Below are 22067 nucleotides of genomic sequence, written 5' to 3'. Positions count from 1 at the left end.
CCGCTGCGCGTCACTGGGTCGTGAGAACGTTGAGCGTGGCAGAGCGCGAGCCCGGTGGTCGGCTGCGGCCGACCGCGGACGAGGCGGTCGGCGAGCTGTACGCGGCGCACTGGAAGGGGCTCGTCCGCCTGGCCTGGCTGCTGCTGCGCGACGACCTCGCCGCAGAGGAGGTCGTGCAGGATGCGTTCATCGCGGTGCACCGCCGCTGGGACAGCCTGCGCAGCCACGAGAACGCCACCGCGTACCTGCGCCGGGCCGTGGTGAACGGCGCCCGTTCCGGCCTTCGGCACCGCGGGGTCGAGGAGCGCTACCTCACCCGCGAGCAGGGTGAGCCCACCAGCTATGCGCGGCGTACTGAGAAGAGCGCCGAGGAACGGGCACTCGACGCCGAGACGACCAGCTCCATGATCGTGGCGCTCGGGCACCTGTCCCAGCGCCAGAAAGAGGTCCTGACCATGCGCTACTACCTCGACCTGAGCGAGGCCGAGATCGCCGACGCCCTCGGCATCTCGGCCGGTTCGGTCAAGGCCCATGCCCATCGCGGGCTCGCCACCCTGCGTGACCGGATGGAGACAGCGTCATGAACAACCGGAACGGTTCCCACCCCGACTTCCTGCACCCTGACTTCGAGCCGGGCGAGTTCGACCGCGTCGAGCGTCAGCTGCGCCGCGCGCTGGCCGAGGACACCCGCCGTGTGCACCCGTCGCATCGGCTCGAGGCCATCCTCCACGAGGCGCACGAAGCCGGCCCGGTGTCGGCTACCGGAGGGAGCGGCTCGCGACGCTGGCTCGTCCCGGTGGCGGCAGCGGCCGCGGTGGCGGCGCTCGCCGGAGGGCTGCTCTGGTCGAACCAGGACGACCGCGTCGAGCCGGCTCCTCCGGTGAACTCCGGTCCGACGACGATCGCCACGACGCCGTCGATCTCCGGTTCGGCGACCGGGCCGGCGACGTCCGGGCAGTCGAGCAGCTCGGCTGCCACCACGGCTCCGACCACAGGCACCACGACCCCAGGCCAGTCCAGGACGATGGCGCTGCCGGTGTACTTCGTCGGCCCCGTCGGGGACGCGAAGCCGACCTACAAGCTCTTCCGCGAGTTCCTGCCCGGCACGGTGACCCTGCCGGCGACGGACGAGGCCAAGGCGACCGCGGCGCTCCGGCTCGCCATGAACGCCCAGCCGTACAGCAACACCGACGGCTACCTCCAGCCGTGGTCGGGCACGCGGGTCACGTCGGTGCGCGTCACGCAGGACCGCATCACGGTCGGTCTCAGCAATGGCGGCCCGCCGGCCTTCGACCGGGAGACGCAGCGGCTGGCGGTCCAGGAGCTCGTGTGGACCGCCCAGGCGGCCGTCGGCAAGGGCACCATCCCCGTGCGGTTCGAGGTGCCGGGACAAGGCAGCCTGTACGGGTCCCTGCCGACCGACCGCGACTACAACCGCCCCGCCAAGGACCAGCTCTGGAAGGACCTCGCACCGATCTGGGTCACCTCGCCGTCGCGGGACCAGGTGCTTCCCGCGAGCAAGCCGGTCGTGGTCCAAGGTCAGGCGATCGTGTTCGAGGCGACGGTCAGCTGGCAGCTCAGCCGGGGCACCACGGCGGTGAAGAACGGGCACGCGACAGCAAGCATCGGCGCCCCCGAACAGGGCAGCTACTCCTTCGAGCTCGGTCGTCTCGCGCCCGGCGACTACTCGATCCGCGTCTTCGAGACGAGCATGAAGGACGGCACCACGGTCACCGCCGAGAAGACGGTCGCGTTCTCGGTGCGGTAGGCGCCGACGGAGGGCTCAGAGCCGACCGAGGGTCGGTCGGTGCACGGCCGGCTCAGGCCCACCGGTCCCGCGCGCTGAGCACGGCCAGCGCGGCCGGGCCAGCGCTGGAGGACCGCAGCACCGTCGACCCGAGGCGGACGATGACGGCTCCGGCGGCCTCGAAGGAAGCACGCTCTTCCGGAGTGATCCCGCCCTCGGGCCCGACCACGACGAGCACGTCGCCTGCCGCAGGCAGCGGCTGGGCGGCCAGCGTCGTGGTGGCGTCCTCATGCAGGACGTACGCCGCGGCGGCGGCGGTGACCCGCTCCGCGAGCGCCTTGCTGGAGACCGTCGGGGCGACGACGGGAGCACGGGCCCGACGGGACTGCTTCGTCGCGGCCACCACGGCCGACTCCCACTTGCGCCGGGCCTTCTCCCCCCGCTCGCCTCGCCATTGGACGATGCTTCGAGCGGCCTGCCAGGGCACGACCTCGTCCACCCCCAGCTCGGTCGCCGCCTCGATCGCCTGGTCGTCCCGGTCGCCCTTCGCAAGGGCCTGCACCAGCACGAGGCGGGGCTGCGGCTCAGGCTCGTGGACGGCCCCGACCACGCGCAGGACCAGCTCGGCGGCGCCGGCACCCACTACCTCGCACGTCACCCGCGTTCCCACCCCGTCGGCCAGCATGACCTGCTCCCCGACTCCTATCCTGCGGACCGCCGCGGCATGCCTGCCCTCCGGCCCGTCCAGGACGATCGGCGACCCCGCCTGCGCACCGGCGAGCAGGGCGGGCTCGACGAGGAAGAGGGGCAGCGTCACCGTCAGACGCTACTTGGCCTTGAAGGCGTCGCGGAGCTTGCCGAACAGGCCGTGGTTGGCCGGTGACAGCCGGCCCTCCGGCCGCTCCTCACCGCGGAGCACAGCAAGCTGGCGCAGCAGCGACTCCTGCTCCTCGTCCAGACGGGTCGGCGTCATCACGTTGGCGTGCACGATGAGGTCGCCGCGCCCGGTGCCTCGCAGATGCGTGACGCCCAGCCCACGCAGCGTCATGACGTCTCCGGCCTGGGTGCCGGGCTTGATCTCCAGCTCGTCGGTCCCGTCGAGCGTGTCCAGCTTGAGGACCGTGCCGAGAGCCGCGGCCGTCATGGGGACCTCCACCGTGCAGTGCAGGTCGTCTCCCCGACGCTGGAACGTCGGGTGCGCCCGGACCGCCACCTCCACGTACAGGTCGCCGGCAGGACCGCCGCCCTGACCGACCTCGCCCTCCCCCGCCAGCTGGATGCGGGTGCCGGTGTCGACACCGGCCGGCACCTTGATCTTCAGCGTCCGGCGGGTTCTGACCCGGCCGTCGCCGGAGCACTCGAAGCACGGGCTGACCAGGACCTCGCCGTAGCCCTGGCAGGTGATGCAGGGCCGGCTGGTCATCACCTGACCGAGGAAGGAGCGCTGGACCTGCTGGATCTCGCCGCGCCCGCGGCAGACGTCACAGGTCCGGCGAGACGTACCCGGCTGCGCACCCTCACCGTGGCAGGTCGAGCACACCACGGCGGTCTCGACAGTGAGCTCCTTCTCACCCCCGAAGACGGCGTCGGCGAGCTCGAGGTCCAGCCGGATGAGAGCGTCCTGCCCGCGGCGCTGCCGCGAGCGAGGGCCCCGCTGAGCCGTCCCCGCTGCACCCCCGCCGAAGAAGGCGTCCATGATGTCGCTGAACGAGAAGCCCTGGCCGAAGCCACCGGCGGCGCCGGCGTAGGGGTCCGCACCGCGGTCGTACGACTGCTTCTTCGCCGGGTCCGACAGGACGTCGTACGCCTGGGAGACCTTCTTGAACTGCTCCTCGGCCTCCGGGCTCGGGTTCACGTCCGGGTGCAGCTTGCGGGCCATCCTGCGGTAGGCCCGCTTGATGTCCTCGGCAGAGGCGTCACGGGCCACGCCCAGGTCCTGGTAGTAGTCGTTCAACGGTTCTTTTCCTTGTCGGTGTCGCGAGTCACTGCGCGAGGATGCGGGAGACGTAGGTCGCCACGGCGCGCACAGACGCCATGGTGGTGGGGTAGTCCATCCGGGTGGGGCCCAGGACCCCGAGACCGGCGACCAGGTCGGCGCCCGTGCCGTACTCGGTCGAGACGACGGAGGTCGACTGCAGCCCCGCGTAGGGGTTCTCGTGGCCGATCCGCACAGACACGGCGTCCGCGTTCTCGCGGGCGGTGCCCAGCAGCTTGAGCAGCACCACGTGCTGCTCGAGGGCCTCGAGCACCGGTCCGATGCTCAGCGGGAAGTCGGCGCCGGCACGAGCCAGGTTCGACGTGCCGGCCAGCACGACCCGCTCCTCGCGCTCCTCCACCAGGGCGTCGTCCAGGGAGCCCACGACGGCCCGGACGAGGTCGCGCTCGCTCGGGTCGAACTCGTCGGCCAAGGAGGTGAGCGAGGCCGCCGCGTCGATGAGCCGCTCCCCCACCGCCCGGGCGTTCACCTTGGCGCGCACAAGGCCCAGCGTGGCCTCACCATCGGTGGTCGACAGGTCGCGCGGGGTCTCGATGACGCGCTGCTCGACGCGGCCGGTGTTGACGATGAGGACCACCATGAGCCGGGTGGCACCCATCGGCACCAGTTCGATGTGCCGGACGGACGAGCGGGTCAGCGACGGGTACTGCACGACCGCCACCTGCCGCGTCAGCGTCGCCAGCAGCCGCACGGTCCGGTCCACCACGTCGTCGAGGTCGACCGCCCCCTCGAGGAAGCGGGCGATCGCGGCCCGTTCGGCGCTCGACATCGGCTTGACAGAGCTGAGCCGGTCCACGAACAGCCGGTAGCCCGCGTCGGTGGGCACGCGGCCGGCGCTCGTGTGGGGCGCGGCGATCAGGCCCTCCTCCTCCAGAACCGCCATGTCGTTGCGCACGGTCGCTGCGGAGACGCCGAGGTGGTGACGGTCGAGCAGGGCCTTGGAGCCGACGGGCTCCGAGGTCTGGACGTAGTCCTGCACGATGGCCCGTAGTACGGCGAGCCGACGTTCGTCGCTCATGGCACCTCCCTCCCGCTGTCGGCTGGCGCTGGCACTCATGGTCAGCGAGTGCCAAGTCTACGTTGTTCCCGGAGTAGGGCGACTCAGGCGGCGCGTCCCCGCAGCCCGTGCCTCGGCGCGGCATACCCTTCCCCGGTGTCCGATCGCTATGGCTCCGACGTCCTCTCCGGCGACTGGAAGGTGCCGCCCCGGGGCCGCTCGCGCGAGGTTGAGGCGGAGCCGGGCCTCGTCGTCGAGGACGTGGAGACGGGCTGGTGTGGTGCGGTCACCCGGGTGGAGAAGGCCGGGGGGATGCGCGTCGTGCACCTGGAGGACCGGCGCGGCCGCACCCGGGGCTTCCCCCTCGGTCCAGGGTTCCTGCTCGACGGGTCACCGGTCGTCCTCGTACCGGCGACGTCCCGGGCGCGAGCGGAGCTCGAGGAGGCCCGCCGGGTCGCGTCCCGGACGGCGTCGGGCTCGCGCGCCGTCGACGGCGTGCGGGCGCGGGTGGCCAGCGGCTCGAGGATCTTCGTCGAGGGCGGGCACGACGCCGAGCTCGTCGAGAAGGTGTGGGGTGACGACCTGCGCGTCGAGGGCGTGGTGGTGGAGCTGCTGGACGGCGTCGACGACCTGGCCGCCGCGATCGCGGAGTTCCAGCCCGGCGCCGGTCGCCGGATGGGCGTGCTGGTGGACCACCTGGTGCCCGGCACGAAGGAGCACCGGGTCGTCCGGTCGTGCGCCAGGGGGCCGCATGCCGAGCACGTGCGCATCCTGGGCCACCCCTACGTCGACGTGTGGCAGTCGGTGCGCCCGGAGCGGCTCGGCCTCGGCGCCTGGCCGGTCATCCCGCGCGGCCAGTCATGGAAGCACGGCATCTGTGCCCACCTCGGCTTGCCGCACGAGTCGCAGGCCGACATCGCCCGCGCCTGGAAATGGATCCTGGGGACGGTCCGCAGCTATGCCGACCTCGAGCCGACCCTGCTGGCGAGTGTGGAGGAGCTCATCGACTTCGTCACCGAGCCGGGTCAGGGTCGCCCCTGAACGAGCCCTGGTCTCACCCCGTCTCACCCCGAAACGCCAACCCGCTGTGCCCTTCGTGCGCTTCACTGGTGGCAACACCACCTCGGAGGAACCATGACGCAGCAGCCCAGCCACCCCTCGTCGCAACCCCTTCCCTCGGCCGAGGAGCGAACCGCCTCCATCCTCGCGCACCTGTCCGCCATCATCGCCGCGGTCGTCTCCGCCGGTTGGCTGAGCATCGTGGGGCCGCTGATCGTGTGGGCGCTCTACAAGGACCGCAGCCCGCTGGCTCGGCAGGCCGCCGCGGGGGCCTTCAACTTCAACCTGGCGATCTGGGCAGCCTTCATCGTGGGCTGGATCTGCCTGTTCACCATCATCCTGATCCCGGTCGCCGTCGTGCTGTGGATCGTCGCGGGCCTGACGGCGCTCGTGTGCCACATCCAGGGAGCGGTCAAGGCGAACAGGAACGAGCCCTACCGGTACCCGTTCGAGATCCGCGTCCTCTCCTGACCGGCGTGTGACCTCTGACCGGCGTGCCGCCCGGGGGTCAGACAGCCAGCAGCCGGCGAACCACCGTGTCGGCCAACAGTCGGCCCCGCCTCGTCAGCACCACCCGACGACGGCGCAGGACTGAGGGCGCGTCCACCAGACCGTCCGCGATGAGACCCGCCAGGGCGGTCCGGCCTTCGCTGCGAAGGTCACCGACCGCCAGACCGTCCACGAGCCGGATACCGAGCAGCACGCGTTCGTCGTAGCGCTGCTCCTCGGTGAGCGTCTCACGCGCGTGCGCAGGGCTCTGCCCTGCGTTGACCCGCGCGGCGTACGCGTTGGGATGCTTGACGTTCCACCAGCGCACACCACCGACATGACTGTGCGCGCCTGGTCCGACCCCCCACCAGTTGCCGTCCGCCCAGTAGCCCTCGTTGTGCCTGCAGCGGGCGTCCTCCCGACGGGCCCAGTTGCTCACCTCGTACCACCCGTACCCCGCCCCGGCGAGCAGCTCGTCGGCGATCTCGTACTTGGCAGCCTCGTCGTCCTCCTCCGGGGCGGTGACCTCGCCCCGTCGTACCTGGGTCGCCAGCCTGGTGCCCTCCTCGACGACCAGTGCGTAGGCCGAGATGTGGTCGGGCTCCAGGGCGACAGCGGCCTCGAGGCTGCGTCGCCAGTCCGCGAGGCTCTCCCCCGGCGTTCCGTAGATGAGGTCCAGACTCACCTGCAGGCCGGCCGCGCGAGCCGCCTGCACCGCCCGCGCCACGTTGGCTGGGTCGTGCGTGCGGTCGAGCGTCGCCAGGACGTGTGGCACGGCGGACTGCATCCCCAGCGACACGCGCGTGAAGCCGGCCACCGCCAGGAGCTCCAGGTCGTCCGGAGCCACCGAGTCGGGGTTGGCCTCCGTGGTGACCTCGGCATGGGGGGCCAGGCCGAAGGTCTCGCGGATGCCGCCGAGCATCCGTCCGAGGTCCGCCGCCGCCAGCAGCGTCGGAGTCCCGCCGCCCACGAACACGGTGTCGACGCAGGGCGCAGCTCCCAGAACACCCGCGGCGAGCTGCACCTCGCGCAGCGCGGCATCGGCGAACGTCGCCACGCTGGCACCATCGGTCCCCAGCTCCCGCAGCGTGTAGGTGTTGAAGTCGCAGTAGCCGCACCGCACGGCACAGAACGGGACGTGCAGGTATACACCGAACGGACGGCCCTCGAGCGCAGCGAGTGCCTGCGGACCGAGGTGGCCGTCGGCGGGCGCGGGATCGCCGTCGGGCAGGGCGCTTGGCATGGGCACCATTGTCCCAGTAGGCCTGAAAGCGCCTCGCACGGCTAGGGTCACAGGGTGAGCGCACCGAAGTGGATCGAGCTTGACGGCGTCGTCAACATGCGTGATGTCGGCGGCCTGCCTACGACGGACGGCTCCCGGGTCGCCTCCGGCCGGCTGCTGCGCTCCGACAACCTCCAGGACCTGTCGGACGGCGACGTCGCGCACCTGGTGGACGGGCTCGGGGTGACCGACATCGTGGACCTGCGCAGCAACGTGGAGGTTCATCTCGAAGGCGCGGGACCGCTGCGCGCGCGAGATCTCGTGCCGCATCACCACCATTCGCTCCTGACCGACGACGAGCACGACGACCCCGCGGCGGCCGCGCTCGTCCTGCCGTGGGCCAAGGAGAGCGGCCGGCCGGAACCGCCGAAGCGCGACGACGACCACTGGGCCAGCCACTACCTCGGCTACCTCGCCGACCGCCCGGACTCGGTCAGCGCGGCCCTCGAGGTCGTCGCCACGAGCAGCGGTGCGACGGTGGTGCACTGCGCCGCGGGCAAGGACCGCACCGGCACGGTGGTCGCCATGGCGCTGTCCGTGGCAGGGGTCAGCGACGAGGACGTCGTGAAGGACTATGTGGCGACCGGTGAGAGGGTGGAGCGGATCGTCGCCCGGCTGATGACCCGGCCGGCGTACGAGGAGACGCTCCGCGACCAGCCGATGTCCCAGCACGTCCCGCGGCCGGAGACGATGCAGCGGCTGCTGACCGTGCTCGCCGAGCGCCACGGCGGCGCCGCCGGCTGGCTGCGCGAGCAGGGCTGGAGCGAGGACCAGGTGGAGACGTTATGCCGCCGCCTTCGCGAGCCGCGCTGACCAGACCCGCCCCATCCGACCCGCCCTCACCCCATCCGACCCGCCCTCACCCATCCGACCGGACTCACCCCATCCGACCGGACTCACCCCATCCGACCGGACTCACCTTTTTGTGAGTGTCGCGCGTCCCGCGCTGCGCGACCCGCACAAAACGTGAGTCCGGTCGAGCTACTTCTTGGGCTTCTCGGAGCCGGCGTCGGAGGAGAGCGCGGCGATGAAGGCCTCCTGGGGGACCTCGACGCGGCCTACCATCTTCATTCGCTTCTTGCCTTCCTTCTGCTTCTCCAGCAGCTTGCGCTTACGGCTGATGTCACCGCCGTAGCACTTCGCCAGCACGTCCTTGCGGATGGCGCGGATGTTCTCGCGGGCGATGATGCGCGCCCCGATCGCGGCCTGGATCGGCACCTCGAACTGCTGGCGCGGGATGAGGTCCTTCAGCTTGCCGGCCATCATCACGCCGTAGGCGTACGCCTTGTCCTTGTGCACGATCGAGGAGAACGCGTCGACGGTCTCGCCCTGGAGCAGGATGTCGACCTTGACCAGGTCGGCCTCCTGGTCGCCGTCGGGCTCGTAGTCCAGCGACGCGTATCCACGGGTCCGTGACTTGAGCTGGTCGAAGAAGTCGAACACGATCTCCGCGAGCGGCAGCGTGTAGCGCATCTCCACCCGTTCTTCGGACAGGTAGTCCATGCCGCGAAGCGAGCCACGCTTCTGCTGGCACAGCTCCATGATGGCGCCGATGAACTCGCTCGGCGCCAGGATCGTCGCGCGCACCACGGGCTCGCGAACGGAGCTGATCTTGCCGTAGGGAAACTCGCTGGGGTTCGTGACCACGAGCTTCTTGCCGTCCTCGAGGGTCACGTCGTAGACGACGTTCGGCAGGGTGGAGATCAGGTCGAGGTCGAACTCTCGCTCCAGCCGCTCGCGCACGATCTCCAGGTGCAGCATCCCCAGGAAGCCGATGCGGAACCCGAAGCCGAGAGCCGCAGAGGTCTCCGGCTCGTAGACGAGCGCCGCGTCGTTGAGCTTCAGCTTGTCGAGGGCGTCGCGAAGGGCGGGGTAGTCGGAACCGTCGATGGGGTACAGCCCGGAGAACACCATCGGCTTGGGGTCCCGGTAGCCGCCGAGCGCGTCCTTGGCGGGCTTGCTCTGGTTGGTCACCGTGTCGCCGACCCGGGACTGGCGGACGTCCTTCACCCCCGTGATGAGGTAGCCGACCTCCCCTACGCCGAGGCCTTTGGACGGCACCGGCTCAGGCGAGATGACGCCGATCTCCAGCAGCTCGTGCGTCGCCCGCGTCGACATCATCTGGATGCGCTCGCGGGGGTTGAGGGAGCCGTCCACGACGCGCACGTACGTCACGACCCCCCGGTACGTGTCGTACACCGAGTCGAAGATCATGGCGCGCGAAGGAGCGTCCGCGTCACCCACAGGGGCCGGCAGCTGGCGCACGATCTCGTCGAGGAGCGGCTCGACGCCGACCCCGGTCTTGCCCGAGACCTTGAGGCAGTCCTCGGGGTCGCAGCCGATCAGCCCCGCCAGCTCCTCGGCGTACTTCTCCGGCTGCGCCGCCGGCAGGTCGATCTTGTTGAGGACGGGGATGATCGTGAGGTCGTTCTCCATGGCGAGGTAGAGGTTCGCCAGGGTCTGGGCCTCGATCCCCTGCGCGGCGTCGACCAGCAGCACAGCGCCCTCGCACGCAGCCAGCGAACGGGAGACCTCATAGGTGAAGTCCACGTGGCCAGGCGTGTCGATCATGTTGAGGCAGAAGACATCAGGATTGCCCGCATCGTCCCGGACCTCCCACGGCATCCGGACGGCCTGGCTCTTGATCGTGATCCCGCGCTCGCGCTCGATGTCCATGCGGTCGAGGTACTGCGCACGCATGGCGCGGTCGTCCACGACTCCGGTGATCTGCAGCATCCGGTCGGCCAGGGTGGACTTGCCGTGGTCGATGTGCGCGATGATGCAGAAGTTCCGGATCTTCTCCGGCGGCGTCGCGGCAGGCTGCAGCGCGGTGCGGGCCAGGGGGGACACGGGTTGCTTCGACCTCACGGGAGTGGTGGCTGGGAACGGCCCATCCTCCCATGCGAGCCGGCATGCCCGTGACGGCGCTCGGTCACCGCTGACGTCAGTGCAATGCCCACGCCCAGCACCGCGAGCACCGCGCCCACCCGGGACGGCCACTCGTACCCGAGCCCTGCCGACAGCACGATGGACCCCAGCCAGGCGCCCAGCGCGTTCGCGATGTTGAGCGTCGAGTGGTTGAGCGCCGCCGCCAGCGACTGGCCTTCGTGGGCCACGTCCATGAGCCGGGTCTGCAGCATCGGCACGAGGACGCTCGGCAGCAGGCCGAGCATGAACACGGCCAGCAGGGCCAGCGCGTGCGAAGCCCGAACCGCCACACCGAACAGGGCCAGCATGACCGCGATCGTCCCCAGGGACGCCGTGATCCCGCGCAGCACCCCGAGCCGCGACACCGGGCCGGACAGCATCGCCCCGGCAGTCATGCCGACCCCGTACAGCGCCAGCAGCAACGGCACCGTCGACACCCCGAAGCCGCCGAGCTGCGTCATCGTGGGCGAGATGTAGGAGAACGTGGCGAACATGCCTCCGAAGCCGACGGTGCCGATCGCCAGCGCGAACCAGACCTGGGGCCGCCGCAGCGCGGACAGCTCGGAGCGGAGGGTGGCCCCGCCGTCCGGGGGGCAGTAGGGCACCCAGCGCCACACCGCGACCACGGTGACGAGCGCGAGCGCACCCACAGCGGCATACGGCCACTGCCAGCCGTAGGCCTGGCCGAGACGGGTCGTGACCGGCACGCCGACGATGTTCGCCACGGTGAGCCCGGCGATCATCATGGAGACCGCCCAGGTGCGCCGGTGTGCCGGGACCAGGGAGGCCGCGACGAGGGCACCGACGCCGAAGTACGCGCCGTGCGGAAGGCCGGACAGGAACCTGGCCACCATCAGCACGCCATAGCCACCTGCCAGCGCGGACAGGACGTTGGCGACGGCGAACGCGGCCATGAGCCACAGGAGCAGGCGCTTGCGCGGCATCCGGGAGCCGAGGGTCGCCAGGACAGGCGCGCCCACGACGACGCCGGCGGCATACGAGGACACCAGGTGACCCGCGGTGGGGATGGAGATCCGAACACCCCGGGCGATCTCGGGAAGCAGCCCCATGGTGACGAACTCTGTCGTGCCGATCGCGAAGCCGCCCACCGCTAGGGCGAGCAGGGCCAAGGTCGTGTGCGCCGACCGGACCTCGGGCTCCGGCTCGAGGTCGAGAGAGGAGCCGGAGAGGGTCGCGTCGGTCACGGCAGTGCAACGAGGGCCGGGTCGCCGGGCATTCCCGGCGACATAGCATCGAGGCCACGCAACGACCGACAGCGAGGGGCTCATGGCCGACCAGATCTACTACGCACCCGCCCCGGCGGGTGCCCTGCCCTCCCCGGGATACCGGCGCGCGGTGCGCTCCCACCTGCGCCACCCGTTGGAGAACCTCTGCCTCGTGGTCGTGATCCTGGCCTCTGTCGCGGTCTGGGCGCTGTCCTGGTACGAGGTGGTCTCGGCCGTCGTGGAACGACGCCAGCCGGATCCGTACGCCGTGATCTTCCTCGCGGCTCCGCTCATCGTCTACTTCCTGCGCGGACAGCTGTATGCCCAGCTGCGACTCAGTGGCGTGAAGATCTCGCCGACGCAGTATCCGGAGGCGCACCGGATGATCCTCGACGCGTGCGCGCACCACGGCCTGTCGCGGGTCCCCGACGCGTATGTCGTGCTGGGCAACGGGATGATCAACGCTGCCGCGTCAGGACACGGCTTCCGCCGGTTCGTGTTCGTGTACAGCGACCTCTTCGAGATCGGCGGAAAGGCTCGCGATCCCGATGCGCTCCGCTTCATCATCGGCCACGAGGTCGGCCACATCGCCGCCGGCCACACGAGCTACTGGCGAATACTTGCGATCAGCGGCGCGCAGTGGATCCCCTTCGTGGGCTCGACCCTGAGTCGCAGCCAGGAGTACACGGCCGACAACTTCGGGTACGCGTTCGTGCCGCACGGGAGTGCGAGCGCCATGGCGACCCTCGCGGCCGGCAAGTACCTCAACCGCACCGTGGACGTGAACGCCCTCGCCGACCGCGCCACCACCGAGCGGGGGTTCTTCGTCTGGGTGGTCAACGCTCTGGCCAGCCACCCGGTGCTGGTCTGGCGCTCGCATGCGCTGCGCGACCGCAGACGTCCGGGTCGTCTGCTGTGGCGGCCGAAGGACCGCCCGTGACCAGCCCCGCTAGCGTGCCGTCATGCCGAAGCCCCGGATAGCGACCCTGCAGGCGCGACTCACAGGGCTTTGGGGTCGTACGACAGGACTTCTATCGAGCGGTACGGCCCGGCCCGTCGCCAGCCGCACGGACGTCGTTGCCCAGCCGGCGGAGCTTCTGGACCGCGCGTCGACGGCATACCCCGGAGACTTCACGGGCACGTTCGAGATGACCTATGGCCCCCGGCCCGACGGACTGCCCGACCCGGGCGAGATCGTCTGGACCTGGGTGCCCTACGAGGAAGACCCCTCCCGCGGCAAGGATCGGCCGGTGCTCGTGGTCGGACGGGACCGGGGTTGGCTGCTGGCGCTGATGCTGACCAGCAAGGACCATGACCGCGACGCCGGCCAGGAGGCCCGACACGGACGGCGCTGGCAGGACATCGGTTCGGGGACCTGGGACTCGCAGGGACGTCCGAGCGAGGTACGGCTGGACCGGGTCGTGCGTGTGGACCCGTCAGCGGTGCGCCGCGAGGGAGCCGTGCTGGACCGAGAGCGCTTCCACCGGCTGATAACGGTCGTGTCCGGGGCCAGACCGGGCTCCTGACCGGCGCCGTCGTCGCCTCGACAGCACGAGGGCCGGCCACCAGCAGGTGGCCGGCCCTCGTGGACCGTCAGATCGAGGACCTTCTCAGAGGGAGGAAGCCTTCTTCGCCATGGCCGACTTCTTGTTGGCGGCCTGGTTGGCGTGGATGACACCCTTGCTCACAGCCTTGTCGAGCTTCGTCGACGCCGCCTTCAGCGCCCGCTGGGTCGCGGCTGCGTCGCCGGTCTCCGCGGCGGCCTGGAACTTGCGGATCCAGGTCTTGAGCTCGCTCTTGACCGCCTTGTTGCGCTCGGTCGCCGTGCGGTTCGTCTTGATCCGCTTGAGCTGGGACTTGATGTTTGCCACAGGTGTGTGTCTTTCTTGGTTGGTCGGGAGGTTGCCGTTAGAGGGCGGCAGAAGCGTCTCGGGACCGGGCCGTGGGGACGCCCGTGGTTGAGCCGCTCTGGTGATGCAGCATGCGCGCAGGACCATGCGCGCACGCGAGGGGCAAATCTACCAGCGACTGGCCCCCGCACCCAAAACGGGCAGCGGTCGAGCGGCTGCCCCGGCCCCTACTGAGCGGCCGCTCCGCTACTGCCCGGTCCGCGCGGACGTGATGGCCAGGACAGCTCGTTCGACCGCATACACCGGGTCGCGGCCACCCCCTTTGACCTCGAAGTCCGCCAGGGCCACCGCCTGGATGGACGTTGCGAGGCCCTCCGGGCCCCACCCCGAAAGCGCGCGGCGCGCCTTGTCCACCTGCCAGGGAGCCATCCCCAGGTCCCTGGCCAGGTCCGCCGAGCGACCCCGCCCCGCGGAGCCGACCTTGACCAGCTGGCGCAGCTGCTGGGCCAGCACGGCGACGATCGGCACGGGGTCGACCCCGCTGGCGATGGCGTGGCGTAGCAGGCGCAGCGCCTCACCGGCGTCGCCGCCGACGGCTGCGTCGGCTACGCGGAAGCCGGTGGCCTCCACCTTGCCGCCGTGGTACTTGCCCACCAGCTGCTCGTCGACCACCCCGGTGGTGTCCGCGACGAGCTGCTGACAGGCCGAGGCCAGCTCACTGACGTCACGCCCCACTGCTTCGACGAGGGCCCGCACCGCCTCCGGCGTGACCTTGCGACCCGCACGCCGGAACTCATGCGTCGCGAAGTCGGTCTTGTCCCGGTCGCTCTTGATGGCGGGGGCGTCGACGACGCGGGCACCGGACTTCTTCAGGAGGTCGAGCACCTTCTTGCCGCGCTGGCCGCTCTTGTGCGCGACCACCAGGGTGACGTCCGGCTCCGGCGCCGCCAGGAACGCCAGCAGGTCCTCCTGCAGGTGGTCCGACGCCTCGTCGAGGTCGCGCACGATGATCACCTTCGTGCCCCCGAACAGGGAGGGGCTGGCGTGGAGCGACAGCGACCCGGCGTCGTACGTTGCCGCGTCCAGTCGCACCACCTCGACGTCGGGGTCACCCTGCCTCAGCTCGTCCAAGGTCCCTGCGAGCGCGCGGTCGGCGATGACCTGCTCCGGGCCGCTGATCAGGACCAGCGGTGGCACGGTGGTCGAGGGGGTGGTGGTCACCCGTCAAGCCTGTCATGCCGGCCGGACAGCCCCATCCCTTGCCCGCGTCGCCGAGCGTCCTCCTTCGCCTGCCGGGCGCTACTCGAACGCGAGGGTCGTCTCCGCCGACACCTGAAGGCCGAGACCGCTGACCCTTGCCGCGACCACCTGCGCCGGGACCTCCAGACTCTCGGCGAGCTCTTCCAGAGACAGGCCCAGCTCGACGCCGTCCCGCAGCTCCTCATCGGACTCCGGGGTCCAGGCGTGGCCCTGGGTGACGGCGGTGCGGGCCGACTCCGCCGGTGGCGGGTCGGCTGCCACCGGCCGCGGGTGCTCTGCGGAGTCCTCCCCCGTCCTGCCCATGGTGGTGGCTGCCACGGCCCCAGCGACCCCTCGCAGGGCCGGTTCGTGGACGGCGAGCACCGGTGGCGCGGTCTCGTCAAGGCGGCGCAGCGCTCCCAGCACCCGCTCACGGTCCGTGGTGGGCCAGAACGGAGGGAGCGAGCGTTGGAGGAACCCGGCATACCGAGCCGTCATCATGCGGGAGTCGAGGAAGGCCACGACCCCTCGGTCGTCCGAGCGACGGATGAGCCGCCCGGCGCCCTGCGCCAGCCGTAGGGCGGCGTGCGTCGCCGAGACCGCCATGAAGCCGTTGCCGCCCATCCGAGCGATGGCCTGCGACCGCGCGGACGACAGCGGGTCGTCGGGCCTCGGGAAGGGGATGCGGTCGATCAGGACCAGCTGGCAGGCCGAGCCGGGGACGTCGACCCCCTGCCAGAGCGTCAGGGTCCCGAAGAGACAGGTCCTCGGGTCACGCGCGAACTGGCGCACCAGCGTGGTGATCTGGTCCTCCCCCTGGCACAGGAAGCCGAGGTCTCCGTCGAAGCGCCGCCGCATCTCCTCCGTCGCCTCGCGAGCCGCGCGCATCGACGAGAACAGGCCCAGCGTTCGTCCGCCCGCAGCCCGGACGAGCGCCTCGATCTCGTCGAGGGTCTGGGCACTCAGCCCGTCACGCCCCGGCGGGGGCAGATGCTGGGCCACGTAGGCGATGGCCTGCTGTGGGTACTCGAAGGGGCTCCCGACGTCGAGCCCTCGCCAGGTGGGCGCACCCTCGCCGCGCAGTCCCATCGTCCCGGCCACGGCGTCGAACGTGCCCCCGAGCTCCAGCGTGGCAGAGGTCATGACGACGGTGCGGTCGCCGAAGACCTTGTCCCGCAACAGCATGGCGACGCTCATGGGCGCAACACGGAGCACCGAGCCGCGCCGGGGGTCGCGGTTCACCCACACGACGTCGAGCTCGCGCTGCTCCAGGATGCGCGCGGAGTTCTCGAACACCTCCTCCACGGCGGCCTGGGCCACCTTCCGCGCGCCGTCGGGCTCGACCCCCTTGTCCGGCTTCAGCTCGCTCTGGAGCTGTCGTGTGGTGTCACGCACGCGGGCCAGGGCCAGCCCCAGGGCGTCAGGGATGCCGTTGAGCCTGCCTTCGGGCAGCTCGTCGAGGACCCCCTGCAGGAAGACGGCCGCGTCGTCCACTGGCTCCGTGGACTCGGCCAGGCGGCCCGCCCGCTTCGCAGCGGCGCTCACCATCGAGGAGGTCAGCTCGTCGGTGATCGTCGAGGTCACCCGGTCGACCAGCTCGTGTCCCTCGTCCACCACGAGCAGGTCGTGCTCAGGCAGCATCTGCCGGCCCTCGAAGGAGTCGATCGCCATGAAGGAGTGGTTGGTGACGATGACGTCGCAGTCCTTGGCCGCCTCCCGTGACCGTTCGACGAAGCACTCCGCCAGCATCGGACAGGTGCCGCCGAGGCACTCGTGGGCGCTCACGGACACCTGACGCCAAGCCCGCTCGCTCACCCCTGGGACCAGCTCGTCTCGGTCACCGGACTCGGTCACCTCGGCCCAGTCGCGCAGCCGCACGATCTCCTTGCCGAGCCTGCTCGCCTGCTGGTCGACGTCCGCGACCTCGAAGAGGCCGTCCTCGTCATCAGGGAAGCCGCCTTGCAGCTTGTGCGCGCAGAGGTAGTTGCGCCGGCCCTTGACGAGCCCGTACGTGGGATGCCGCCCGAGCAGGGGGGCGACAGCCTCCGCGAGCCGCGGCATGTCCCGGTCGACGATCTGCGCCTGGAGGGCCAGGGTGGCGGTGGCCACCACAGAGGGTTTGCCCGTGTCGAAGGCGTGCAGGACCGCGGGCAGCAGGTAGGCAAGCGACTTGCCGGTCCCCGTGCCGGCCTGGACGAGGAGGTGCTCGTCCTTGGCGATCGCGTCGGCCACGGCGTGGGCCATCTCGACCTGGCCCGGTCTCTCGACCCCTCCGATGGCGCGCACCGCCGCATGCAGGAGCTCGTCCAGGGTGGCCACCCCGACAGCGTATGCCGTCGCACGCCGGCCGAACCGTCCGTCCCCCGCCTCCGGTGGCCGCATGCGAACCCGTGTGTTTGGGTAGGAGGACAGGGCATCCGCGCTTTTCGGGTCGGCCCCTGCGCTCAAGCAGCCGGGCGTTGTGCACCGGGCTCCATCCTGCGCGGGAGTCACCATTACGAAAGGAACGAGCGATGACCGATCGACCGTACGAGAACACCGGCGACCCGTGGGCCGTTCCCACCAGCGGAGCCGGCGACGGCTCCTCGGGGCTGGCTGCCCCCGAGACGGGCGCTGTGACCACGGGAGCGTCCACCGACTTTTCCACTGAGACGTCCATTGGGTCGTCCGGTGGGTCGTCCACCACGGACGTCGCCAAGGAGCAGGCGCGCAGCGTCGCCGACGACGCCAAGCAAAGCACTGCGGAGGTCGCCAGCACGGCCAAGGACCAGGCCCAGCAGGTCGCCTCCGAGGCCGGAACCCAGGCCAAGCAGCTCTTCCACTCTGTCAAGGGAGAGATGAGCGGACAGGCCTCCGGCCAGCAGCAGCGCGCGGCCCAGGGCCTGCGCTCCCTCAGCGAGGAGCTGGGCTCCATGGCGAGCACCGGCCAGTCCGGCATGGCCAGCGATCTCGCGGGTCAGGCCTCCGACCGCGTACGGACCGTGGCCGACTGGCTGGAGTCCCGCGAGCCCGGCGATGTGCTCAGCGAGGTGACGTCGTTCGCGCGACGGCGCCCTGGCACCTTCCTGGCCGCGGCGGCGGCCATCGGCTTCCTCGGTGGCCGCCTGACTCGGGGCCTCACGGCGGACGCATCCGGGAGCAACGACAGCCAGTCCGCCGGCGCAGCCACCTCGAGCGCGTTCACCACGCCGGCCACCAGCGCGACGTCTGGCACGTACGCCACCTCTGGTGTCGGCACGGCGTACGACGAGCCCCTGACCACCCCGGTGGTCGCCACCCCGGTGGCCCCGGCCGAAGGCGCGGCATACCCCACCGGCGTCCCTGACGTCACGGAGACGGCCACGACCGAGCAGGACACCTGGCGATGAGCCAGTACGACAACCTGAGCGGTACCGGTGGAGCGCATCGGGCCAATGCCCGGGAGGACGTGATCCACGGCTCCCAGGACACCTATGTCAAAGGCGAGGTCTCCTCGATCGGCGCGCTGATCGGGGATATCGCCGGGGACCTCTCGACGCTCATGCGTCAGGAGGTCGCCCTCGCGAAGGCCGAGGCCAAGGAGTCCGCGACGAGGGCGGGCAAGGGTGCCGGCCTTCTCGGGGGCGCGGGTGCAGCAGCCAGCTATGCCCTGCTGTTCCTCTCCATCGCCCTGTGGTGGGCCATCGGCGACGCCATCGACAGCCTGGGCTGGTCCGCGGTCATCGTGGCGGTCCTGTGGGGCATCATCGCCGCGGTGCTCGCCACCGTCGGGCGCAAACAGCTGAAAGACGTGAACGGCATGTCGCGCACCGTGGACAGCGCCAAGCAGGTGCCTACGGCACTGAAAGGAAACGAGGACCGAGCATGAGCTACGAGCAGACCACCCCTGACACCGTGTCGACGCAGAGCAGCGACCCCGACGCGCTGCGCGCGGAGATCGAGCGGACCCGCGGCAACCTCAGCCGTGACGTGAACGCCCTGGGGGACGCAGTGTCGCCGGGCAACGTGGCGCGTCGCCAGGTCCACAAGGTCGGCGATGCCGTGAGCGGCGTCAAGGACCGCGTGATGGGCACCGCGAGCGACGCCGGTGGCTCGGTCACCGGCTCGGTGAGCGATGCCGCGAGCTCCGTAACGGGCGCGGCCTCGAGTGCCGCGTCGAGTGTGGCCGAGCACGCGTCCGACGCACCCCAGGCGGCGCGCCGCAAGACGCAGGGCAACCCCCTGGCCGCGGGTGTCATCGCCCTGGGCGCCGGCTGGCTGCTCGGGTCGCTGCTTCCGGCGAGCGAGCGCGAGCGGCAGAGCGCCGCCGCGCTGAAGGACAAGGCCCAGCCCGTCCTGCAGGAGGCGCAGTCCGTTGCCAAGGACATGGGCCAGAACCTGAAGGAACCGGCCATGAAGTCCGCTCAGTCGGTGAAGGAGACGGCGCAGTCGGCCGCCGAGACCGTGAAGTCGCAGGGCCAGCAGGCGGCCCAGGACGTCGCGGGGAGCGCGCAGGACGCGAAGGACACGGTGCAGGAGAACCGCAGCAGCTGAGGCGAGAGCCCACGCAGCCCACGCAGCTCCGTGTGACCGGATCCCCCGAGCATCCCCGCTCGGGGGATCCGGTGCGAGGATGGCCGCGATGACTGACACGACCTCGGCCCCAATCCGTCTGGCCACGTCTCTGGGGGACCGGCTGCCGGGGGACGACGCGGACGTCGACGACGTATACGGGGCCTTCACCGGGTGGGCGCAGGATCGAGGACTGTCGCTGTACCCCCACCAGGACGAGGCCCTCCTCGCTCTCCTGGCCGGTGAGCACGTCGTCCTGTCCACCCCTACGGGCTCCGGCAAGTCGCTGGTGGCGACGGGGGCGCACTTCGCCGCCCTGGCCAGCGACCGCGTCAGCTTCTACACGGCCCCCATCAAGGCTCTGGTGAGCGAGAAGTTCTTCGCGCTCTGCGAGGTGTTCGGCGCCTCGGAGGTGGGGATGCTGACCGGCGACGCCTCGGTGAACCCGGACGCGCCGATCATCTGCTGCACGGCCGAGATCCTCGCGAACATCGCCCTGCGGGAAGGTGCCCAGGCGGACGTCGGGCTCGTCGTCATGGACGAGTTCCACTTCTACGCCGAGCCCGACCGCGGGTGGGCCTGGCAGGTCCCACTGCTCGAGCTCCCGCAGGCACAGTTCCTGCTGATGTCGGCGACGCTGGGTGATATCACGCCCATCTCGCGGGACCTCACCCGTCGGACGGGTAGGGAGACCACGCTGGTCACGGGGACGGAACGCCCTGTCCCACTGAGCTTCTCGTGGGCGCTGACGCCGCTTCCCGAGACCATCGAGGAGCTCTTGACGACCCACCAGGCGCCCGTCTACGTCGTCCACTTCACCCAGGCCGCGGCGCTGGAGCAGGCGCAGGCACTGCTCGGGCTCAAGGGCGCGCTCCACGTCGACAAGGCCGCCATCGCCGAGCGGATCGGCGGGTTCAGGTTCACTGCGGGCTTCGGTCGCACCCTGTCCAGGCTGGTCCGTGCCGGGATCGGGGTCCACCACGCCGGGATGCTGCCGCGCTACCGGCGCCTGGTCGAGCAGCTGGCCCAGGCGGGGGTCCTCAAGGTCATCTGCGGGACGGACACGCTCGGCGTGGGCATCAACGTCCCTATCCGGACCGTGCTGTTCACCGGTCTGGTGAAGTTCGACGGCTCCCGACAACGGGTGCTCAAGGCGCGCGAGTTCCACCAGATCGCCGGTCGAGCCGGACGCGCCGGCTACGACACGAGCGGATCGGTCGTCGTCCAGGCGCCGGAGCACGTCATCGAGAACGCCCGGGCCCTCGCCAGAGCCGGTGACGACCCGAAGAAGCTCCGCAAGCTCCAGCGTCGCAGGCCCGCCGACGGGGAGGTGTCGTGGACGGAGCAGACCTTCGACAAGCTCGTGGCTGCCGAGCCGGAGCCACTGGTGTCCAGGATGCGGGTCGACCACGCCATGATCCTGAACGTCGTCCAGCGGCCCGGTGACCCGGTGCGCTCACTGAGCCACCTGCTGCGTGACAACCACGAGCCTGCTCGGAGCCAGGTCCGCCTGGCGCGCCGGGCGATCACCCTCGGCCGGAGTCTCCTGGACACAGGCGTGCTGCTCCGTGTGAGGCCACCGGGGCCGGACGGACGGACAGTCACGGTGCAGGCTGACCTGCAGCTCGACTTCGCCCTCAACCAACCGTTGGCACCGTTGGCCCTCGCGGCGCTCGACGTGCTGGACCCGGATGCCGCGAGCCACGCACTGGACGTCGTATCCGTCATCGAGGCGATCCTCGACGACCCGCGTCCCGTCCTGATGGCCCAGCAGTTCAAGGCCCGGGGCGAGGCCGTTGCCGAGCTCAAGGCAGACGGTGTCGAGTACGAGGAGCGAATGACGCTGCTGGAGGACGTCACATGGCCCCGGCCGCTGGCAGACCTCCTGGAGGCGACGTTCGAGATCTACCGCCAGAGCCATCCGTGGGTCTCGGAGTCCGCGCTCTCTCCCAAGTCCGTCGTCCGAGACATGTACGAGCGGGCCATGACCTTCACCGAGTACGTCTCGAGCTACGGACTGGCCAGGTCCGAGGGGCTCGTGCTCCGCTACCTCACCGACGCCTACCGCACGCTGCGGCAGACGGTGCCCACCACGCACCGCACCGACCAGCTCGACGACCTCCTCGAATGGCTCGGCGAGACAGTGCGGCAGACCGACTCCTCACTGCTCGACGAGTGGGAGGCCCTGACGGATCCCGACTCCTCGGCACGGCTGGAGGAGCTGGAGGACCTCGCAGCCCACGGCGGGACCCGGCCGTCGAGGCCCGTCACGGCCAACGAGCGCGCCTTGCGAGTCATGGTGCGCAACGCGATGTTCCGCCGAGTGGAGCTGGCAAGCCGCGACCGGTTCCAGGACCTGGCGGCCCTGGACGAGTCGAACGCCGCACTCACGGAGCCACGCCGACAGCCACCGATGGACGTCACCGCCTGGGACGAGGCGCTGGGTGCCTACTACGCCGACCACGACTCGATCGGCACCGACGGCGCGGCTCGTGGGCCGCACCTGTTCCACATAGAGCCCCAGCCTGAACCCGTGCCCGGACGGCGGTCTCGGCTGGTCCGCCAGACGGTCCTGGACCCGGCGCGGGACCTCGACTGGGTCGTCGAGGCGAACCTCGACCTCGACGCCTCGGACGAGGCGGGTGAGCCGGTCCTTCTCACGACTTCCTTCCGGCGCCTTTGAGCCGGCTGCATCCTCAGGGGCCCTAGCCGGAGACCTGCTCA

General features: G+C 70.7%; 20 protein-coding genes. 11 read left to right on the top strand and 9 right to left on the bottom strand.

Going from position 1 to position 22067, the window contains the following annotated elements; translation table 11 throughout:
- The first annotated feature begins 35 nt into the window (after positions 1–35).
- Together PHA84_RS08635 and PHA84_RS08630 are read left to right on the top strand one after the other, a co-directional pair.
- Positions 36–584 carry a SigE family RNA polymerase sigma factor gene (locus PHA84_RS08635; RefSeq protein ID WP_270887695.1) on the top strand — a complete coding sequence of 183 codons (549 nt, stop codon included), beginning with the start codon at positions 36–38 and terminating at the stop codon, positions 582–584.
- Positions 581–1768: a Gmad2 immunoglobulin-like domain-containing protein gene (locus PHA84_RS08630; protein ID WP_270887694.1), complete on the top strand. Its 1188-nt coding sequence runs from the start codon at positions 581–583 to the stop codon at positions 1766–1768. The genes PHA84_RS08635 and PHA84_RS08630 overlap by 4 nt, the downstream gene beginning before the upstream one ends.
- A gap of 52 nt (positions 1769–1820) precedes the next feature.
- On the opposite strand, the gene PHA84_RS08625 is transcribed toward PHA84_RS08630, so the two are convergent.
- The 3 genes from PHA84_RS08625 to hrcA are packed head-to-tail and all read right to left on the bottom strand — an operon-like array spanning position 1821 to position 4761.
- Positions 1821–2564, bottom strand: coding sequence for a 16S rRNA (uracil(1498)-N(3))-methyltransferase (locus tag PHA84_RS08625; RefSeq protein ID WP_270887693.1), 744 nt, complete (start codon positions 2562–2564; stop codon positions 1821–1823).
- A gap of 9 nt (positions 2565–2573) precedes the next feature.
- Complete coding sequence (gene dnaJ, locus PHA84_RS08620; RefSeq protein ID WP_270887692.1) at positions 2574–3701, bottom strand: molecular chaperone DnaJ; 1128 nt, start codon at positions 3699–3701, stop codon at positions 2574–2576.
- Between the two features lie 28 nt (positions 3702–3729).
- Positions 3730–4761 (bottom strand): heat-inducible transcriptional repressor HrcA, encoded by a 1032-nt coding sequence (hrcA, locus tag PHA84_RS08615; RefSeq protein ID WP_270887691.1) that lies wholly within the window; start codon positions 4759–4761, stop codon positions 3730–3732.
- 135 nt (positions 4762–4896) lie between these two features.
- Between hrcA and PHA84_RS08610 the strand changes: the two genes are divergently transcribed.
- Both PHA84_RS08610 and PHA84_RS08605 read left to right on the top strand, forming a co-directional pair.
- Complete coding sequence (locus PHA84_RS08610; RefSeq protein ID WP_270887690.1) at positions 4897–5781, top strand: DUF3097 domain-containing protein; 885 nt, start codon at positions 4897–4899, stop codon at positions 5779–5781.
- 93 nt (positions 5782–5874) lie between these two features.
- Positions 5875–6270: a DUF4870 domain-containing protein gene (locus PHA84_RS08605; protein WP_270887689.1), complete on the top strand. Its 396-nt coding sequence runs from the start codon at positions 5875–5877 to the stop codon at positions 6268–6270.
- 37 nt (positions 6271–6307) lie between these two features.
- On the opposite strand, the gene hemW is transcribed toward PHA84_RS08605, so the two are convergent.
- Positions 6308–7531: a radical SAM family heme chaperone HemW gene (gene hemW / locus PHA84_RS08600; RefSeq protein WP_270887688.1), complete on the bottom strand. Its 1224-nt coding sequence runs from the start codon at positions 7529–7531 to the stop codon at positions 6308–6310.
- 54 nt (positions 7532–7585) lie between these two features.
- On the opposite strand from hemW, the gene PHA84_RS08595 reads away from it, so the two are divergent.
- Positions 7586–8383 carry a tyrosine-protein phosphatase gene (locus PHA84_RS08595; protein WP_270887687.1) on the top strand — a complete coding sequence of 266 codons (798 nt, stop codon included), beginning with the start codon at positions 7586–7588 and terminating at the stop codon, positions 8381–8383.
- A gap of 168 nt (positions 8384–8551) precedes the next feature.
- Here PHA84_RS08595 and lepA read toward each other — a convergent pair whose 3' ends face one another.
- Positions 8552–10411 carry a translation elongation factor 4 gene (gene lepA / locus PHA84_RS08590; protein ID WP_270887922.1) on the bottom strand — a complete coding sequence of 620 codons (1860 nt, stop codon included), beginning with the start codon at positions 10409–10411 and terminating at the stop codon, positions 8552–8554.
- A gap of 23 nt (positions 10412–10434) precedes the next feature.
- Positions 10435–11703 carry an MFS transporter gene (locus PHA84_RS08585; protein ID WP_333742251.1) on the bottom strand — a complete coding sequence of 423 codons (1269 nt, stop codon included), beginning with the start codon at positions 11701–11703 and terminating at the stop codon, positions 10435–10437.
- Between the two features lie 82 nt (positions 11704–11785).
- Here PHA84_RS08585 and PHA84_RS08580 point away from each other — a divergent pair, with 82 nt between their 5' ends.
- Positions 11786–12664 (top strand): M48 family metallopeptidase, encoded by an 879-nt coding sequence (locus PHA84_RS08580; RefSeq protein ID WP_270887686.1) that lies wholly within the window; start codon positions 11786–11788, stop codon positions 12662–12664.
- A gap of 22 nt (positions 12665–12686) precedes the next feature.
- On the top strand, positions 12687–13250 hold the full coding sequence (locus tag PHA84_RS08575) for a type II toxin-antitoxin system PemK/MazF family toxin (RefSeq protein WP_270887685.1): 564 nt from the start codon (positions 12687–12689) through the stop codon (positions 13248–13250).
- Between the two features lie 84 nt (positions 13251–13334).
- Here the strand turns inward: PHA84_RS08575 and rpsT are convergent, their stop codons facing one another.
- The 3 genes from rpsT to PHA84_RS08560 all read right to left on the bottom strand — a co-directional run bounded on the left by rpsT (position 13335) and on the right by PHA84_RS08560 (position 17132).
- Complete coding sequence (gene rpsT / locus PHA84_RS08570) at positions 13335–13595, bottom strand: 30S ribosomal protein S20 (RefSeq protein WP_270887684.1); 261 nt, start codon at positions 13593–13595, stop codon at positions 13335–13337.
- Between the two features lie 225 nt (positions 13596–13820).
- Positions 13821–14795 (bottom strand): DNA polymerase III subunit delta, encoded by a 975-nt coding sequence (gene holA, locus PHA84_RS08565; RefSeq protein WP_270887683.1) that lies wholly within the window; start codon positions 14793–14795, stop codon positions 13821–13823.
- Positions 14796–14873: 78 nt separating this feature from the next.
- Complete coding sequence (locus PHA84_RS08560) at positions 14874–17132, bottom strand: ATP-dependent DNA helicase (protein WP_270887682.1); 2259 nt, start codon at positions 17130–17132, stop codon at positions 14874–14876.
- Between the two features lie 194 nt (positions 17133–17326).
- Between PHA84_RS08560 and PHA84_RS08555 the strand changes: the two genes are divergently transcribed.
- The 4 genes from PHA84_RS08555 to PHA84_RS08540 all read left to right on the top strand — a co-directional run bounded on the left by PHA84_RS08555 (position 17327) and on the right by PHA84_RS08540 (position 22026).
- A complete protein-coding gene (locus tag PHA84_RS08555; RefSeq protein WP_270887681.1) occupies positions 17327–18181 on the top strand; it encodes a hypothetical protein in 855 nt (284 codons plus the stop codon).
- Positions 18178–18660 (top strand): phage holin family protein, encoded by a 483-nt coding sequence (locus tag PHA84_RS08550; RefSeq protein ID WP_270887680.1) that lies wholly within the window; start codon positions 18178–18180, stop codon positions 18658–18660. Before PHA84_RS08555 ends, PHA84_RS08550 begins: the two co-directional genes overlap by 4 nt.
- Positions 18657–19325, top strand: a complete 669-nt coding sequence (locus PHA84_RS08545; RefSeq protein ID WP_270887679.1) for a DUF3618 domain-containing protein — start codon at positions 18657–18659, stop codon at positions 19323–19325. The genes PHA84_RS08550 and PHA84_RS08545 overlap by 4 nt, the downstream gene beginning before the upstream one ends.
- Before the next feature lie 88 nt (positions 19326–19413).
- Complete coding sequence (locus tag PHA84_RS08540; RefSeq protein WP_270887678.1) at positions 19414–22026, top strand: DEAD/DEAH box helicase; 2613 nt, start codon at positions 19414–19416, stop codon at positions 22024–22026.
- Positions 22027–22067: the final 41 nt, after the last annotated feature.

It is taken from the genome of Pedococcus sp. 5OH_020, assembly GCF_027812955.1.
Lineage (GTDB): Bacteria > Actinomycetota > Actinomycetes > Actinomycetales > Dermatophilaceae > Pedococcus.
Note: the sequence above shows the minus strand (reverse complement) of the source record. Positions and strands in the feature narration are given on the sequence as shown.